General features: G+C 63.4%; 12 protein-coding genes and 1 riboswitch. Of the genes, 1 reads left to right on the plus strand and 11 read right to left on the minus strand.

The annotated features are described in order from the left end of the window. Nucleotides 1-11: 11 nt before the first annotated feature. The 7 genes from ACNAOU_RS12140 to ACNAOU_RS12170 form a co-directional block, all read right to left on the minus strand. The gene (locus ACNAOU_RS12140; protein WP_055976052.1) at nucleotides 12-1,376 is read right to left on the minus strand and encodes a glutamate-5-semialdehyde dehydrogenase; all 1,365 of its coding nucleotides are present in this window, start codon (nucleotides 1,374-1,376) and stop codon (nucleotides 12-14) included. Next, nucleotides 1,373-2,554, minus strand: coding sequence for a glutamate 5-kinase (proB, locus tag ACNAOU_RS12145; RefSeq protein WP_018777816.1), 1,182 nt, complete (start codon nucleotides 2,552-2,554; stop codon nucleotides 1,373-1,375). The genes ACNAOU_RS12140 and proB overlap by 4 nt, the downstream gene beginning before the upstream one ends. Further along, on the minus strand, nucleotides 2,544-4,130 hold the full coding sequence (gene obgE, locus ACNAOU_RS12150; RefSeq protein WP_018777817.1) for a GTPase ObgE: 1,587 nt from the start codon (nucleotides 4,128-4,130) through the stop codon (nucleotides 2,544-2,546). Before obgE ends, proB begins: the two co-directional genes overlap by 11 nt. A 136-nt stretch (nucleotides 4,131-4,266) precedes the next feature. After that, on the minus strand, nucleotides 4,267-4,530 hold the full coding sequence (gene rpmA, locus ACNAOU_RS12155) for a 50S ribosomal protein L27 (protein WP_003803426.1): 264 nt from the start codon (nucleotides 4,528-4,530) through the stop codon (nucleotides 4,267-4,269). A 62-nt stretch (nucleotides 4,531-4,592) separates the two neighbouring features. Next, nucleotides 4,593-4,901 (minus strand): 50S ribosomal protein L21, encoded by a 309-nt coding sequence (rplU, locus tag ACNAOU_RS12160; protein WP_018777818.1) that lies wholly within the window; start codon nucleotides 4,899-4,901, stop codon nucleotides 4,593-4,595. A gap of 370 nt (nucleotides 4,902-5,271) precedes the next feature. Beyond that, complete coding sequence (gene thiD / locus ACNAOU_RS12165; RefSeq protein ID WP_422757027.1) at nucleotides 5,272-6,807, minus strand: bifunctional hydroxymethylpyrimidine kinase/phosphomethylpyrimidine kinase; 1,536 nt, start codon at nucleotides 6,805-6,807, stop codon at nucleotides 5,272-5,274. Beyond that, a riboswitch (TPP riboswitch) is annotated at nucleotides 6,798-6,896 on the minus strand. (Overlaps the previous gene by 10 nt.) A gap of 86 nt (nucleotides 6,897-6,982) precedes the next feature. Continuing rightward, the gene (locus ACNAOU_RS12170) at nucleotides 6,983-10,129 is read right to left on the minus strand and encodes an Rne/Rng family ribonuclease (protein ID WP_422757028.1); all 3,147 of its coding nucleotides are present in this window, start codon (nucleotides 10,127-10,129) and stop codon (nucleotides 6,983-6,985) included. Nucleotides 10,130-10,599: 470 nt separating this feature from the next. Between ACNAOU_RS12170 and ACNAOU_RS12175 the strand changes: the two genes are divergently transcribed. Continuing rightward, complete coding sequence (locus tag ACNAOU_RS12175; RefSeq protein ID WP_422757029.1) at nucleotides 10,600-11,271, plus strand: vitamin K epoxide reductase family protein; 672 nt, start codon at nucleotides 10,600-10,602, stop codon at nucleotides 11,269-11,271. A 77-nt stretch (nucleotides 11,272-11,348) separates the two neighbouring features. Here the strand turns inward: ACNAOU_RS12175 and ndk are convergent, their stop codons facing one another. Genes ndk through ileS form a run of 4 tightly spaced genes read right to left on the minus strand, consistent with a single transcriptional unit; the run spans nucleotide 11,349 to nucleotide 16,928 of the window. Continuing rightward, nucleotides 11,349-11,768, minus strand: a complete 420-nt coding sequence (gene ndk, locus ACNAOU_RS12180) for a nucleoside-diphosphate kinase (RefSeq protein ID WP_018777822.1) — start codon at nucleotides 11,766-11,768, stop codon at nucleotides 11,349-11,351. A 56-nt stretch (nucleotides 11,769-11,824) separates the two neighbouring features. Further along, on the minus strand, nucleotides 11,825-12,277 hold the full coding sequence (locus ACNAOU_RS12185) for a DUF4233 domain-containing protein (protein WP_039241765.1): 453 nt from the start codon (nucleotides 12,275-12,277) through the stop codon (nucleotides 11,825-11,827). Nucleotide 12,278: 1 nt separating this feature from the next. Further along, nucleotides 12,279-13,640: a bifunctional folylpolyglutamate synthase/dihydrofolate synthase gene (locus ACNAOU_RS12190; protein WP_064722241.1), complete on the minus strand. Its 1,362-nt coding sequence runs from the start codon at nucleotides 13,638-13,640 to the stop codon at nucleotides 12,279-12,281. Nucleotides 13,641-13,643: 3 nt separating this feature from the next. Beyond that, nucleotides 13,644-16,928: an isoleucine--tRNA ligase gene (ileS, locus tag ACNAOU_RS12195; protein ID WP_422757030.1), complete on the minus strand. Its 3,285-nt coding sequence runs from the start codon at nucleotides 16,926-16,928 to the stop codon at nucleotides 13,644-13,646. Nucleotides 16,929-16,952: the final 24 nt, after the last annotated feature.

The following is a 16,952-nucleotide window of genomic DNA, read 5'->3' on the forward strand; positions in this document are numbered from 1 at the left end:
TTACCGCGTTGCTAGCTGCGGACTTGGCCTTCACCCTGCACGATCCACTTTGTAGTGGTCAGTTCGGTGAGGCCCATGGGACCTCGGGCGTGGAGCTTCTGGGTGGAGATACCAACCTCGGCACCAAGCCCAAGCTCACCGCCGTCGGTGAACCGTGTTGAAGCGTTGACAATCACAGCCGCAGAGTCTATCTCGGCGATGAACCTCTCCGCGTTGGCGAGGTTGTTCGTCAGGATGGCTTCTGTGTGCCCGGTGGTCCACTTACGGATGTGCTTCACCGCGTCATCCAGGCTGTCCACCATGGCCACAGCCAGGTCGAGGTCCATGTACTCAGTGGCCCAGTCGTCGTCGTCCGCGGGAACAGTCTCAACTGCGCTGCCCAGGGCAGCCGCGATCCTGTCATCGACGTGAAGTGTCACGCCTGCCTTGCGCAGTGCGGCCGCTACTGCGGGCAGGGCCGTCGACCCTGAATGCACCAGGAGTGTCTCCACGGTATTGCAGACACTCGGACGTTGGGTCTTGGCATTGAGGAGGATCTCCACGGCCATCTCTTCACCCGCCGACTCATCAATGAAGATATGGACATTGCCCTCACCTGTTTCGATAACCGGCACCGAGGAGTTGGTCACGACAGTCTGGATAAGCTCGCGTCCGCCCCGGGGAATGAGCACGTCCACCCGCCCGCGGGCACGCATCAGGACATTGGCACCTTCGCGGCCATACTGGTCAACTGTCTGCACGGCATCAGCAGGAAGTCCCACCGAGTCCAAGGCGTCGCGCAGGATCCGGACCAAGGCCTCGTTGGTGTTCGCGGCAGCGGAACCGCCGCGGAGGATCACGGCGTTGCCACTCTTGAGGGCGAGGCCGGCAATATCCACAGTGACGTTGGGGCGCGCTTCGTAGATGGCGGCAACAACACCCATCGGCACATTGACCTGGCGCAGGCGCAGACCGTTAGGCAGTGTCTGCCCACGGACCACGTTGCCCACGGGGTCCGGCAAGCCGGCCAGGTTCTCCAATGCGGCCACCAGGCCGTCGATGCGCTCCGGAGTAAGAGTGAGCCGGTCCAGGAGAGCTGCAGACGTGCCGTTGGCGCGGCCTACGGCAACATCCTTGGCATTGGCTTCAAGGACATGCTTCCGGTTCTCAAGCAAAGCTGCCCCGATTGCACGAAGCGCACGGTCTTTCCACGCACGGTTGGCCTGTCCCAGACGGCGTGCTGCTTTCCGGGAACGGTCGGCAATGGCGTGGACAGCAGCTTCGAGTTCCTCCGGAGTCAATGGAACGCGTCCTGCCGCAGGGTTCTCCGGCGCGGTGCCGGCAGTGCCGGTAGCGTCGGAAATCACAGGGGCGTCAGGGGTCAGCGCTTCAGTCATGCACCCAGTTTAGATGAGCGCGGCCCGCGCAGAAGCACCAGATCGTCAACATGAACAACTTCGCGGTCATAGCCCCGTCCCAGCGACTGACCAAGCTCCTGGGTAGTGCGGCCCAGCATGCGGGGAAGTTCCTCCGACGAGTAGTTCACCAAGCCACGGGCCACGATGCTTCCGTCCAATGCCACCATCTCCACCGGATCACCAGCTTCGAATTCGCCCCCGACCTCCGAGATGCCGGCGGGAAGCAATGAGCGGTGCCTGTCGCGCACAGCCTTGACGGCGCCGTCGTCGAGCACCAAACGTCCCTGCACCGTCGCCAGGTGCGCGAGCCACAAGAGGCGGACGGGTTTGCGGTTGCCGTTCACGGCGAACCAGGTTCCCACGTCCTCCCCCGCCAGTGCCGCTGCGGCATTGGCCGTGGAGGTGACCAAAGCATGTATCCCGGAACTTGCGGCAATCGACGCGGCCTCGACCTTGGTCATCATGCCGCCCGTTCCGACACCGGCCTTGCCGGCCTTGCCGATGGTGACGTCCTCCAGGTCCTGGGGTCCGCGCACCAGCGGGATGCGCCGGGCGCCTTGGGACGGCGGACCGTCATAAACGGCGTCGACGTCGGACAGCAGCACCAGCGCATCGGCGCGGACCAAGTGCGCCACCAAGGCAGCCAAGCGGTCGTTGTCGCCAAAACGGATTTCATGGGTTGCCACGGTGTCGTTCTCATTGACCACAGGCACCACGCCAAGATTCAGCAGCCGGTCCAAGGCCCGGAAGGCATTGGTGTGCTGGGTCCGGCGCATGAGGTCATCGGCGGTCAGTAGGACCTGGCTCACAGTTACCCCGTGTGCATTGAACGCCTGCGTGTAGCGGGCCATCAGGAGACCCTGGCCAACACTTGCTGCCGCCTGCTGGGTGGCAAGATCCTTGGGCCGCTTTGCCAGGCCCAACGGTGCCAGCCCGGCCGCAATGGCGCCCGAAGAAACGAGGATAATCTCGGTTCCGGCATTTCGCTTTCCGGCGAGTGCGTTGACGAGTTGCGTCAAGGACTTCTCGGAGATGCCACCCTTGATGCTGGTCAAGGAGGATGAACCCACCTTGACCACGATCCGTTTGGCGGTGGCTATCCCCTGGCGTTCCAGCCCGGCAGCGTCCTCGGAAACGTCAATGGTCCTAGTCGTCATCACCGGAATCCAGGGTGCTTTCCCTCACCGTCTGGGCACGGCGCCCGCTGACGGACTCTGTCCAGATGCCCGCCTTGCGCTCGGCTTCGAGTTCGGCGCGCGCAGCAGCCTTGGCCTCGCGGCGCTCGATCTGCTCTTCGCGCTTCTGCGAACGCGTGGGACGGTCACCGATGTCAGCAACACGGATATCGGTGCCTCGCGGAGTGGCCAAAAGTTCGGCACCGGCCATCATGGTGGGCTCCCAGTCGAAGACGACGCCGTCATCCTCGCCAATGACGACGGTATCGCCGGGCTTGGCGCCAACCTTGAACAGCTCCGTCTCAACACCAAGCTTGGCGAGGCGGTCTGCAAGGTAGCCGATGGCTTCCTCGTTCGTGAAGTCGGTCTGCTTGACCCAGCGCACGGGCTTTTCTCCCAGTACGCGGAACAGCGGCTCGAGGTTCTTCTCTTCACGACGGATCTTGAAACCGGACTCGTTGACGGCGCGCGGGCGAAGGACCGGCGGAGCCACCTTGGGGGGTGCAGCCTGGACGGCGTCGCGTGCAGCCTTGACGATTTCTGCCATGGCAAAGCCGAGCTGGCGCAAGCCTTCGTGGCTGGTTGCCGACACTTCGAAGACACGGTAGCCCCGCGCCTCCAGGTCCGGACGTACGAACTCGGCCATATCCTTGCCGTCGGGGAGGTCGACCTTGTTCAGGACTACCAGCTTGGGTCGCTCGTTCAACGGGACAACTTCACCGTCAACGCCGGCGTAGCTCATATCGACGGCGTACTTCTCCAGTTCGGCCTCAATGATGGCGAGGTCGGAGAGCGGATCGCGGTCCGATTCCAGGGTTCCGCAGTCAAGCACGTGGACCAGGGCAGCACAGCGCTCCACGTGGCGGAGGAAGTTATGACCAAGGCCCTTGCCCTCGCTGGCGCCTTCGATGAGGCCCGGAACGTCGGCAATGGTGAAGCGGACGTCTCCGGCCTGGACCACGCCCAGGTTGGGGATGAGGGTGGTGAACGGGTAGTCGGCGATCTTCGGCCGGGCAGCGGACATGGCAGCAATCAAGCTGGACTTGCCCGCGGAGGGGAAGCCGACCAAGGCAATATCGGCAATGGACTTCAGTTCCAGGACGATGTCACTGGATTCGCCTTCGATGCCGAGGAGCGCAAAGCCCGGGGCGCGTCGCTTTTGCGAAGAAAGGGAAGCGTTGCCGAGGCCGCCCTGGCCGCCGGCGGCCGCAATGTATTCAGTACCCTCGCCCACCAGGTCTGCCAGGACTTCGCCGTCCTTGGTCTTGACCACGGTGCCGTCAGGGACCGGAAGAATCAGGGTCTCGCCGTTCTTGCCTCCACGCCAGTCGCCCATGCCGGGGCCACCATTGGTGGCGTGCCTGTGGGGTGCGTGGTGGTAATCAAGCAAAGTGGTGGTCTGGGCTGACACGCGGAGGATGACGTCGCCGCCGTTGCCGCCGTTGCCGCCGTCGGGACCGCCGAGCGGCTTGAACTTTTCCCGCTTAACGGAGACACAGCCGTGGCCGCCGGTTCCGCCGGATACGTGCAGGACTACCCGGTCTACAAAGCTCGCCACGTGGATCTCCTCTATTGCTGTTGCCAGCGCTGTTGCAAAAACCAGCGCGCCTGAGGGCGCCCTAGTCGATTGTAATGCGGTTAAAAGAACGGTGGAGCGGGCCGCTTGGCCCGCTCCACCGGTTCAGAACTTGTTGTTACTCTGCAGCTGCAGCAGCAACGATGTTCACTACGCGACGGCCGCGGCGAGTACCAAACTCAACCGCACCGGCCTGCAGGGCGAACAGGGTGTCGTCGCCACCGCGACCGACGCCTGCACCCGGGTGGAAGTGGGTGCCGCGCTGGCGAACGATGATTTCGCCGGCGGAGACTACCTGACCACCGAAGCGCTTGACGCCCAGGTACTGTGCGTTGGAGTCACGACCGTTGCGAGTGGAACTCGCGCCTTTTTTGTGTGCCATGTGAAATGCCTGCCTCTAAATTTCTGGGGAAACTGAAAAACCTGAACAGCGGGTAACGAAAGTTACGCGATGCTGGTGATCTTGATCTTGGTCAGTTCCTGACGGTGACCCTGACGCTTCCGGTAGCCGGTCTTGTTCTTGAACTTCTGGATGACGATCTTCGGACCACGGAGGTCTTCGAGGATCTCAGCCGTAACCTTGACGTTGGCCAGTTCCGCTGCTGCGGAGGTGACCTTGTCGCCGTCAACCAGGAGCAAGGCGGGCAGCTCAAGCGTGCTACCGGCTCCACCGGGGACGCGGTTAAGCGTTACGTAGTCTCCAACGGAAACTTTTTCTTGGCGGCCGCCTGCGCGGACAATCGCGTACACCACTTGGGTACTCACTTCTCTCGACGTTTATAACTAAATTTGCGTGCGGAACCTGTCACCGGAATCAGGCTTGGTTCGCGCTGTGCCTCAACGCCGTGGACTTCTGTTCGAAGTCCGCGAGTCATCCCATGAACAATTCCAAGGGGCATAACCCAAGTGTTGGCGTAAGCACCGAAGATCAAGATTACGCTAGTTTGACCCTCAGCTGCAAATGAGGCCGGGACCGGAGGCTACCCCGTGACTTGCATCACGAGGTGTAACGGACTCTCCCGGCACCGTGCCCATACAGCCTACAGGGTTTGGCGGCGATTAACGTGATCACGCCCGCGACGCGCGGGACAAGCCATGCTTTTCATCCCGGTTCAGTCCCGATTCAACAGGCCGGGCCACCCTGGGCGTAGAGCCGCGGAGCATCAAAGAACGCCGTCTCGTAGCGGCAGGACTGCCTGAAAGCCTCAAGCATCTCCGCACGTTCACGCCCGGAAGCGGCAACGGCCGCCGCGTCTGTGAAGTTGATCGCCATCCTTGTGGCGGAGGCAAAGTCCTCGTCGGCGTACGTCCGCAGCCAGTCCGCATAGGGATGCCCGCCGGAGGCCCCGGCATCGACGAACGCGGCGTGGAGCTTTTGACCCACTTCCGCATACAACCAGTAGCAGGGCAGGATCGCCGCGAGGACCACCGCATAGCTGCCGGATGCCGACGTTGCCAGCAGATGGTCCACATAGGCTTTGGTGACCGGTCCAGTGACGCCCGAAGCCTCACGGGAGCTCAACCAGTTCCTGTGCAGTTCCGATTCAACTTCCAGGCACTGCCGTGAGCTCTTGGCCCAGAACAGCTGTTCTTCCTCGGTGGGCGCCAACGCACCTGCACGGGCAAGGACCCTGGAATAGCCATTGAGATAGATGGCGTCCTGCGCAAGGTAGTAGCTGAACGCCGGCTCCGGCAAATGCCCCGACTGCAGTTCCTGGATGAAGTTGAGGCCGTGGATTTTTTCAAGCTCCGGGATGGCTTCCTTCCACAAAGTGGCAGCAAATCCGCCAGGCTGGAGGACGCGCTGGTGGTGGAAGTGGTCCACAGGCCCGTTGCCCCGGCCCACTTCCAGCTCCCCTGCGCTCCTCAGGGCCTGGAGCAGCCACGGTTTCGCTTCGCGCAGTGAGGCCTCCCAGTCGCCCGTGCGCGCCTGGACGGTAGCCAAGGCGGACGACAACGAGCATCCAGTGCCATGGCTGTTCCGGGTCGCAATCCTTGGACCTGCCACTTCGATGACGTCCTGCCGCAACAGCCCGCTGGTGTTGATCAAGGCATCGGGGCATTCCGAGCCGGCCAGATGACCGCCCTTGACCAAGACCGTGTTTCCGCACTCAGCTGCCAGTCGCTTGCCCTGCTCCAATGCCGATGCCCAATCAGCAGCCTCGGTTTCCCCCAGCAAAATGGCAAGCTCGGGCAGGTTCGGCGTGATCAGGTCCGCCAATGGAAGCAGGGAACGAAGGGCCTCCCCTGCGGATTCGGTCAGCAGGCGGTCACCGCTGGTGGCCACCATCACGGGATCAAGAACCACGACGGCGGGGCGCACCGATTCGAGCCAACTGCGCACCTCGTCAATAACAGCCGCGTCGCCGAGCATCCCGATCTTCACCGCGTCGATGACGATATCGGTACTGACGGCGTCCAGTTGCTGGCGCAGGAACTCCACGGGTGGTACGTGCACACCGCTGACACCCAGGGTGTTCTGGGCCGTCAAAGCCGTAATGGCAGCCATGCCATATCCACCGTGGGCGGCGATGCTCTTCAAATCAGCCTGGATTCCGGCTCCTCCGGACGGGTCGGAGCCCGCGATGCTAAGTACCCGGGGGGTTCGTCTGCGGTCCTCCGCCAGCGGATAAACAGCGGAAGATGACAATGCGGCCATGAGGACATCCCTTCGCCGGTGCTAACCGGACAGGTTCAACGGGTTTGGATCTCAGCCTGGCCCATCGCCTGGCACCCCGTGTCAGTCCCCCAGCCTAGCGCACCGGCAGACAGCAAAAGGCCCCGCAATTGCCGCTGGTAGCGGAACTGCGGGGCCTTGGTGCGGTCACAAACGGTTAGAGTTCGGAGGCCGGTACGCCGACGCCCAGGATGATGGGTTCGTCCGGGGCCGCTTTCCTGACCGGCTCCGCAGGCGCCTTGGACTCGTGCGCCGATCCCTTCGCGGCCGTAGCGGTCACGTCGTGGTGCTCAACACTGGTCTCGTTGGCCGCGCCTTGGGCCCTGCTTGCACTGCGGTTCCGGCGGCTACGACGACCCCGCGATGCTGAGGGGGCTTCGTCGGCGGCCGGAGCCGGAGCTTCAGTCGTCGGGGTGTTCGCAGCCTTCGGGGCTTCGACAGCTTCCTTGGCTTTCTGGTCCTCAGGCGACGGTGCCGCGCCAAGGTGCGAGAAAGCTTCGGCCAGGCGGTCCAGGCTCATGGCCGGCCGGGCTGCCTGCGGCTCATCGTGGTGTTCAACGAAAGGCAAGGCAACCTCTTCGCCGCCAAAACGCAGCACTGGAGTGGCCCGGCCTTCGCGGACAGCGGCGTCGTGTGCCGCGGCTTCCTGGGCCGTCGGGGCAGCGGAGACTGAACCGGCGTCGGGACCATGCTCCCCGGCCGCCCGGGTTTGCTCCTCTGCCTTGTGGAGCTCGTCATCGTGAAGGTGGGCGGCATGCGCGGCCGCTGCAATCGTCGCCAGTGCAGCCCGGGTTGCTTCGGCCTTTGCCTGACGGGCAGGGTCCTGGGCTTCCGGGTGTGCTGCCGGTGCCGCAACAGGGGCGGACGGCGTCGAATGGACCTGGGCCGGTGCTTCGACCGTTCCCTGGGCGCCGCCCTTGCCGCGGCGACGCTTGCGCTCGGTGCGGGCCGTGGACTGCTGTGCCTCGGTGTGCGGACGGTGCTGCTCGGCTGCCACGGTGTTGGCGCGGCGGTGCTCCACGGGCTCGTCATGCGTCACGACACCGCGGCCTGCGCAGTGCTCGCACTGCTCACCGAAGACTTCAAGGAGACCGGTGCCCATGCGCTTGCGGGTCATCTGGACAAGGCCCAGTGACGTTACTTCAGCAACCTGGTGCTTGGTACGGTCGCGGCCCAGGCACTCCACCATGCGGCGGAGAACGAGGTCGCGGTTGGATTCCAGGACCATGTCGATGAAGTCGATGACGATGATGCCGCCGATGTCACGCAGGCGAAGCTGGCGAACGACTTCCTCGGCAGCTTCAAGGTTGTTCTTGGTAACTGTCTCTTCCAGGTTTCCACCACTGCCGGTGAACTTACCTGTGTTGACGTCCACCACCGTCATGGCTTCGGTGCGGTCAATGACCAGCGAGCCACCGGACGGCAGGAAGACCTTGCGTTCCAGAGCCTTGTGGATCTGCTCATCGATGCGCCAGGCAGCGAAGATGTCTTGATCCTTGGTCCATTTTTCAAGGCGGCCCACGAGGTCGGGGGCAACATAGGTTACATAAGCCTCGATGGTGTCCCAGGCGTCGTCACCGGAGACGATCAGCTTGGAGAAGTCCTCGTTGAAGACGTCACGGACAACCTTGATGGTGAGGTCCGGTTCGCCGTAAAGCAGTTCCGGTGCCAGCACCTTGGTGGAGGAAGCTTGCCCTTCGATACCTTCCCACTGCGCGCGCAGACGGTTGATGTCGTGGGTCAGTTCTTCTTCCGAGGCACCTTCAGCGGCCGTACGGACGATAACTCCGGCGTTTTCCGGCAGGCGGTCCTTCAGGATCCGCTTGAGGCGGTTGCGTTCGACGTCGGGCAGCTTGCGCGAGATGCCGGTCATGGATCCACCCGGCACGTACACAAGGTAGCGGCCCGGAAGTGAGATCTGGCTTGTGAGGCGGGCACCCTTGTGACCCACCGGATCCTTGGTCACCTGGACCAGGACGGAGTCGCCGGACTTCAGCGCATTCTCGATCCGGCGCGGCTGGCCCTCCAGGTTCACTGCATCCCAGTTGACTTCACCGGCGTACAACACCGCATTGCGGCCGCGTCCGATATCAACGAATGCAGCTTCCATGGATGGCAGGACGTTCTGGACCTTGCCGAGATAGACGTTGCCGATCAGGGAGTCCTGCTGCGTCTTGGACACGAAGTGCTCGGCCAGGACGCCATCTTCAAGGACTGCGATCTGGATTCTGTCGTCGCGCTGGCGGACGATCATTTGCCGGTCCACGGATTCGCGGCGTGCCAGGAACTCGGCTTCGGTAATCACCTGGCGGCGACGTCCGGTCTCGCGGGACTCGCGGCGACGCTGCTTCTTGGCCTCGAGCCGGGTGGAGCCCTTGACGCTGGCGACCCGGTTGGAAGGAGCCGTTTCCGTGATGGGCCGGGGGGCGCGAACGCGGGTTACCGTGTTGGGCGGGTCGTCATCCGAGCCGCCCGTCAGTTCAAGGTCCTGGTCTCCACGACGCCGACGACGACGGCGACGCGACGTGACGCCTTCCTCGAGGGCTTCAGCTGCGGGAGCTTCTTCGTCGCCGGAGTCATTGCTGTCTTCGGTGTCGTTCTCGTCGCGTTCAGTGCCACGGCGCCCGCGGCGGCCACGGCTCCGGCGACGGCGACGACTGCCACCCTCGTCCAGCTCACCGTCTGCGGCTGCTTCAGCGTCGTCTTCCGGCTCGTCGTCCGTCTCTTCCACGGCCGCAACGCGCGGGACAGTGGTGAGGTCAGGGGCCTGGAAGATCATCGACGTGATGGAAACCGGCTCCATGAACAGCGAGGTGGCAGCGGCAGGAGCAGCTTCCTCGGCCGGAGCCTCTTCCTCAGCGGCAGGTTCTTCCGGCTGGGTGCCGGCCTCCGGCGTCGTGGTTTCTTCAACAACTTCAGCAGCTGCGGGCGTCTCTTCTGCCTCCACCTTGGGCTTGGCAGCACGACGACGGCGGACCGGCTTTTCGGGGGCAGCTTCAGGGACGGCTTCGGGCTGGGTTTCGGCAGCAGGCTCCTGGCCTGCGGCGGTTTCATCGCCGAGGCCGGGCAAGGGCTCGGTTGGCTCAACCTTTTTGCGGGACCGGGTGCGGCGTACGGGCTTGGCGTCAGCCTCGGGAGTTTCCGCAACTGCGGGCGTCCCAGTGGCAGGGGCCTCGGTTGCCTCTACCTCAGCAACTGCCTTGGGCGCAGCCTTGCGCCGGGTCCGGGTGGTTTTCTTGGGCGCTTCCGCAGTTTCCGCGGGAGCTGCCTCATCATTAACGGCTACAACCTGGTCATTATCCATATGTGGCAACACTCCTGCCCCAGCGACACCGCCACATCCGGCGCCCAGAGGGGCAAATATTGTCAAAACCCGCAGGCGTTGACAGAAGTCGGTAGTATGCCTTCCGGTTCGCACCATCATTGGGGTGCGGCAGCCCTGGAAGGCCGGCGGCTTAGTTCTGAAACCCGTTGTTCTGCTGCCACAACCAGGTGCCGTCCATTGTTATGGCGGGCCTACCGAGGATCGACGTGATCCGGGCATGCCCAGCTCATACTGGCGGTCTTGGGAACAAGTCACCGGACCGGAATCCGAATGTGGGTCGGCTTCCAGCCATGTTCATTCTCTCACACCCGCGCGACATCGCCCGTTAGGACGCTGTGTCGTCCGGATCGGCACAATCTGGGCGCCGCCCACAGCCAGCGGCGTTAGAATCCTCCCAAGAACCCTTCCCGGCCCGCCGGGGCACAACGTCGAAAAGGATCCGATCCGCGATGCCGAGCACCGCCAGGGAAAACCTGGCCATCAATACCTCCACCGCTGCGGGAGAGTCGTCCGCTCAACAGGAGAAGTTGCCGAGGACTGTCCGCGACAAGCCCTTCGCCTGGCTCCTCCTGGTCACCGGCGTCATCGGTTGGCTGGCGTCCGGGGCGTTGGTCCTGGAGAAACTGGAAGTCCTCAAGGACCCCAACCATGTAACGGTCTGCGATGTGAACCCGTGGATTTCCTGCGGCGCCGTGATGCAAACACCACAGAGCTCCGTGTTCGGATTCCCCAACATGTTCATCGGCATTGTGGCCTTTGCCGTCATCATCACCACGGCCATGGGCCTTCTCGCCGGCGCCAGGTTCTCGCGCGGCTACTGGCTTGGACTGCAGGCGGGCGTGACCCTCGGTTTCGTGTTCGTTGTCTGGCTGTGGTCCCAGGCCCTGTACGTCATCAATGTACTGTGCCCGTTCTGCATGGTGGTGTGGGCCGTCATGATCCCCCTCTTTGTCTGGGTGACCATCCGGAACATCTCCCACGGCGTCATCAAGGCACCGCCGGGCTTGACCAAGTTGCTGGGCGATTCCGGGTGGATCATTGTGGCCCTGCTGTATGTCGCGGTCATCGCCACGATCTTCTTCGCCTTCATCCACGTTTTCGCTGGGACGTCCGGCTACTAAACCCCTCCGCGGGGTGACAGCTAAGGCCAATGTTCGACTCGAACATTGGCCTTAGCTGTCAGGTCGGTGCGGCGTGGTTAGCCGGCGAACCAGATCTTGATCTCTCGCTCAGCCGATTCAACGGAGTCGGAGCCGTGGACGAGGTTCTGCTGGACCGCCAGGCCCCAGTCGCGGCCGAAGTCGCCACGGATGGTGCCCGGAGCCGCCGTCGTCGGATCCGTCGTTCCGGCCAGTGAGCGGAAGCCTTCGATGACGCGGTGGCCCTCGAAGACGGCAGCGATGACCGGTCCGCTCAGCATGAACTCAACCAGCGGCTCGTAGAAGGGCTTGCCCACGTGTTCCTCGTAGTGCTGCTCCAGCAGCTCACGGGTGGCGTTGACCTTCTTCAGTTCGGCCAGGGTGTAGCCCTTGGCCTCAATGCGGGCGAGGATGCTCCCGCCCAGGTTGCGGGCGACGCCGTCGGGCTTGACCAGGACGAGGGTCCGTTCAATGCTCACAGTTGCTCCAATGTGATGTGTTCAGTGACTTACGTTCGGTGGTTTTCCCAGCCAGTTTACGGTGTTTGCGGGCCGGCTTCTTCACCGTGGGCAGCGTCCCATTCCGCCTGTTCACGGTCGCGCTGGGCCACCTCACGGTCGATCCTCATGCCGGCACGGATCCCGTACCACCAGCAGATGGCAAAGAGGATGCCGACAATGAACATCATGGGCTCGGCCAATCCCGTCAGGATCAGCACTACCTGCAGCACCCATCCCAGTCCGATGCCCCACGGCCTGGACAGCACGGCACAGGCAAGGACCAGCACCACGCTCAGGGCAATTCCGACGCCCAGGATGATGCCCGGATCGACTTCGCCGCGCTTCAGGCCGAACACAGCCAAGGTGCCGAAGAAAGCCACGAAGGCTTCGAGCAGCAACACCGTGGACGCAAACATCACTTTGGTGGACCGGCGCTTCTTCGGCATGCCGGGACGCCATTCGCGCTGCGCTTTGGTCATTTTCGCCATGCTAGGCACTCGCCTTTCCCAGCAGGATCCGAGCCTCGGCCACCACCGTGATGGAACCCGTCACCAGGACACCGCCCGCCAGGTCATCGTTGGATTCGGCACGTTCGACAGCCCACTCAATGGCGTCGTCGAGCTTCTCGGCGATATGCACGTTGTCCTCGCCAAAGCCAAGATCGATGGCGAGTTCAGCCAGTTCCGCTGCCGGGACGGCGCGCGCCGAGTTGGACTGCGTGAAACAGAACTCCTCGGCGAGTCCGCCGAGGGATTCCTTGAGGGTCTTCAGGATTTCCTCCGCGTCCTTCTCGCGCAGGACCCCAACCACCACCACCAGTTTGCTGAAGGTGAATGCCTCCTGGATTGCTTCTGCCGTGACACGAATGCCGTCCGGGTTGTGGGCTGCGTCAACCACTACCGTGGGTGCGGTCCTCACGACTTCCAACCGGCCGGGAGATGTCACGGTGCCGAATGCTTCCTTCAGCACCTCGGCGTCCAGTTCCTTCTCTCCCCCGCCGAAGAATGCCTCAAGGGCGGCCACGGCCACAGCGGCGTTCTCGGCCTGGTGGGCACCGTGCAACGGCAGCAGAAGATCCTCGTAGCGCCCGGCGAGTCCCTGGATGGTCAGGACCTGGCCACCCACGGCCACACTGCGGGACTCGACGCCGAACTCGACGCCCTCGAAGCGGAAAGGCACGTCCACTTCACGGGCCTTTTCCAGCAGGACCTGGGCCGCGTCCACCGGCTGGGCCGCACTTACCAGGAAGCCCCCGGCTTTGATGATTCCGGCCTTCTCGTAGGCAATGTCCTCGGTAGTGTCGCCCAGGAGGTCCGTGTGGTCCAGCGAGATCGGCGTGATGACCGAGACCTGGCCGTCTCCGACGTTGGTGGCATCGGTGATGCCTCCCAGGCCGACTTCAATCACTGCGACATCCACCGGCTGGTCCGCGAACACCGCGAAGCCAAGAATGGTCAGGCATTCGAAGTACGTCAGGCGCGGCTGGTTCTCCGCAACGAGCTCGTTGTCAACGATTTCCAGGTACGGGCGGATCTCATCCCAGATGCGTACGAACGTCGCGTCCGGTACCGGCTCGCCATCAATACTGATGCGCTCAGTGACCTTTGACAGGTGCGGGCTGGTGTAGCGGCCCGTGCTGAGTCCGTGGGCGCGCAAACCGGCTTCGATCATGCGGGCAGTGGAAGTCTTGCCGTTGGTGCCCGTGATGTGGATGATCGGGAAAGCCTTGTTCGGCTCCCCCAGCACGTCCATGGCACGGAAAAGCGGCGCAAGGCGCGGTTCCATCTTGTTTTCCGGCGCCCTGCCAAGGAGTTCGGCGTAGACGCTCTCAACGGAAAATTCGTCAGTCATGGTTCAGGCCCCTGCCTTTGCAACGGTAACCTGCGGTTCATCGACGCTGGCCGGAAGAACCTCCAGTTCCAGGGTGAGTGTTTCGGTCTTCACCAATTCAGCGTTGGCTTCCAGCGCGTCCACGACATCCTGGGCAGCTGACACAGTGGTCCGGATGCGGTCACTGACGTTGAATCCGGCATCCTTGCGGGCCTGCTGGATGGCGCGGACCATGTCGCGGGCCAGTCCTTCGGCGGCCAGCTCGGGAGTCACTTCGGTGTTCAGGACCACGAATCCGCCGCCCGGCAGCACTGCAACCGATGCTGAACCGCCGTCGGCCGATTCCGAAACCACGGTTTCCAGCGTGTATTCCTGCGGCTCAAGTTCCAAGCCACCGGCCACAACGACGCCGTCGTTGACCGACCAATCCCCCGATTTGGAACCCTTGATGGCCTGCTGGACATTCTTGCCGAGCCGCGGGCCGGCGGCCCGGGCGTTGACCACGAGCTTCTGCTCGATGCCGAACTCCTCGGGCGAAGCCGTGGCGGCATCCAGCAGCCGCACCGACCGCAGGTTCAGTTCATCAGCGACGACGGCGGCAAATCCTTCCAGCGCGTCCGCGCCGGGTGCCACGACAGTCAGCTCCTGCAAGGGCAGGCGGACACGCAGGTTCGCTGCCTTGCGGAGGCTGGAACCGGTCGAGCAGATCTGCTGCACGCGGTCCATGGACTCGACCAGGCCGGGGTTGGACGGGAACAGCGAAGCCTCAGGCCAGTCGGCCAGGTGCACGGAACGGCCACCGGTCAGGCCGCGCCAGATCTCTTCGGTCACCAGCGGCAGTAACGATGCCGACACGCGGCACACGGCTTCGAGGGCGGTGTACAACGCATCGAAGGCGTCGACGTTCTCGTCAAAGAAGCGCTGGCGGCTGCGCCTGACATACCAGTTGGTGAGCATGTCCAGGTAGCTGCGCAGCTCGTCGCAGGCACCGGAGATGTCGTAGCTGTCCAGGCTGGCGGTGACCTTGCGGACCAGGTCACCCGTGTTCGCCATCAGGTACTGGTCAAGGGTGTCGGCGTAACCGTCATAGCGCAGCTTGGCCTCGTATCCCTCCCCTCCGTTGGCGGCATTGGTGTACAGCGTGAAGAAGCTGTACACATTCCACAGCGGCAGGATGACCTGGCGGACGCCGTCGCGGATGCCCTGTTCGGTGACGATCAGGTTCCCGCCACGGAGGATGGGGCTGGACATGAGGAACCAGCGCATGGCGTCAGAACCGTCGCGGTCCAGGACTTCGGAGACGTCCGGGTAATTGCGCAGGCTCTTGGACATCTTCTGTCCGTCGGAGCCCAGGACGATGCCGTGGCTGATGACATTGCGGAACGCCGGGCGGTCGAACAGGGCCGTGGACAGGATGTGGAGCATGTAGAACCAGCCACGCGTCTGGCCGATGTACTCCACGATGAAGTCGGCGGGGTTGTGGGTGTCGAACCATTCCTGGTTTTGGAACGGATAGTGCACCTGCCCGTACGGCATGGAACCGGAGTCGAACCAGACATCCAACACGTCTTCGACGCGGCGCATGGTGGACTTGCCCGTGGGATCGTCCGGGTTGGGACGGGTCAGTTCATCGATGAAGGGCCTGTGCAGGTCCACCTGTCCTTCGTTGTTGACAGGCAGGCGGCCGAAATCGGCTTCGAGGTCGGCCAGCGAACCGTAAACGTCGGTGCGCGGGTACTCGGGGTCGTCCGACTGCCACACCGGGATGGGTGAGCCCCAGTAACGGTTGCGGCTGATGGACCAGTCGCGGGCGTTGTCCAGCCACTTACCGAACTGGCCGTCCTTGACGTTGCCCGGGATCCAGTTGATCTCCTGGTTCAGCTCGGACATGCGGTCCTTGAACTTGGTGACCTCGACGTACCAGGAGGAGACCGCGCGGTAGATCAGCGGGTTACGGCAGCGCCAGCAGTGCGGGTAGCTGTGTTCGTAACTGGCTTGGCGGACAAGGCGGCCGTCGGCGCGCAGAACCTGCGTGATGGGCTTGTTGGCATCGAAGACCTGCAGGCCGACGATGGATGCCAGCTCGCCATGGGCGAACAGCGGCAGGAACTTGGCCCCCTCGTCCACGGACAGGACCACCGGGATGCCGGCCTCTTCACAGACCTTCTGGTCATCTTCACCGTAGGCAGGAGCCTGGTGGACGATGCCCGTGCCGTCGGTGGTGGTCACGTAATCGGCTACCAGGAAACGCCAGGCGTTCTGCGTCCCATACTTCTCAGCATCGGCAAAGTCGTTCCACAGAGGCTGGTACTCGAGGCCTTCCAGCTCGGCACCGCTGTGGGTGGACACCACCGCGGCAGTCGCGGCAGCGGCGTCGTCGTATCCCAGGTCCTTGGCGTACGAACCCAGAAGGTCTGCTGCCAGCAGGAAGCTGCCCGTCACCGGAGCTTCCGCGGAAGCGGCCTTCACGCCGTTGGGTCCAGCTGGCAGGACGGCGTAGGAGATCTCCGGCCCTACGGCGAGCGCCAGGTTGGTGGGCAGCGTCCAGGGTGTGGTGGTCCAGGCGAGCGCCTGGACGCCTTCGAGCTCCTTGGAGAGTTCGGAGGCGCCGGCCTTGATGGGGAAGGTGACTGTGACGGTCTGGTCCTGGCGGTTCTTGTAGACGTCGTCGTCCATGCGGAGTTCGTGGTTGGACAGCGGCGTCTCGTCCTTCCAGCAGTACGGGAGCACGCGGTAGCCGTTGTAGGTCAGGCCTTTTTCATGCAGCTGCTTGAAGGCCCAGAGGACCGACTCCATGTACTCGACGTTGAGCGTCTTGTAGTCGTTTTCGAAGTCCACCCAGCGGGCCTGGCGGGTTACGTAGGCCTTCCACTCGTTGGCGTACTTCATGACGGAGGCACGGCAGGCGTCGTTGAACTTGTCGATGCCCATGGCTTCGATCTGGGTTTTGTCGGTCATTCCCAGTTGCTTCATGGCTTCGAGTTCAGCCGGCAGGCCGTGCGTGTCCCAACCGAAGCGGCGCTCCACGCGCTTGCCGCGCTGGGTCTGGTAGCGGCCGACGAGGTCCTTGGCGTAGCCGGTCAGCAGGTGGCCGTAGTGCGGCAGTCCGTTGGCGAAGGGAGGGCCGTCGTAGAAGACGAACTCGTTGCTGCCGTCCTTGCCCGCATCCCGTTGGTCGATGCTGGCTTGGAAGGTGCCGTCTTCATCCCAGTATTTGAGGATGCGCTCTTCGATTTCCGGGAACTTCACGGAAGCGGACACGCCATGCGTGCCGGACGAAGACGCTGAGGCCTTGGGGTAGTGGGTCATCTCATATCCTGTGATAGCTGGTTG

Origin of the sequence: Paenarthrobacter sp. C1, assembly GCF_049315185.1 — a bacterium.
Lineage (GTDB): Bacteria > Actinomycetota > Actinomycetes > Actinomycetales > Micrococcaceae > Arthrobacter > Arthrobacter nicotinovorans.

Excerpts from the sequence above, each read along its gene's own strand:
- ACNAOU_RS12140 (WP_055976052.1), bottom strand. The coding sequence starts at position 1,376 with ATGACTGAAGCGCTGACCCCTGACGCCCCTGTGATTTCCGACGCTACC.
- proB (WP_018777816.1), bottom strand. The coding sequence starts at position 2,554 with ATGACGACTAGGACCATTGACGTTTCCGAGGACGCTGCCGGGCTGGAA.
- rpmA (WP_003803426.1), bottom strand. The coding sequence starts at position 4,530 with ATGGCACACAAAAAAGGCGCGAGTTCCACTCGCAACGGTCGTGACTCC.
- thiD (WP_422757027.1), bottom strand. The coding sequence starts at position 6,807 with ATGGCCGCATTGTCATCTTCCGCTGTTTATCCGCTGGCGGAGGACCGC.
- ACNAOU_RS12170 (WP_422757028.1), bottom strand. The coding sequence starts at position 10,129 with ATGGATAATGACCAGGTTGTAGCCGTTAATGATGAGGCAGCTCCCGCG.
- ACNAOU_RS12175 (WP_422757029.1), top strand. The coding sequence starts at position 10,600 with ATGCCGAGCACCGCCAGGGAAAACCTGGCCATCAATACCTCCACCGCT.
- ACNAOU_RS12185 (WP_039241765.1), bottom strand. The coding sequence starts at position 12,277 with ATGGCGAAAATGACCAAAGCGCAGCGCGAATGGCGTCCCGGCATGCCG.
- ACNAOU_RS12190 (WP_064722241.1), bottom strand. The coding sequence starts at position 13,640 with ATGACTGACGAATTTTCCGTTGAGAGCGTCTACGCCGAACTCCTTGGC.
- ileS (WP_422757030.1), bottom strand. The coding sequence starts at position 16,928 with ATGACCCACTACCCCAAGGCCTCAGCGTCTTCGTCCGGCACGCATGGC.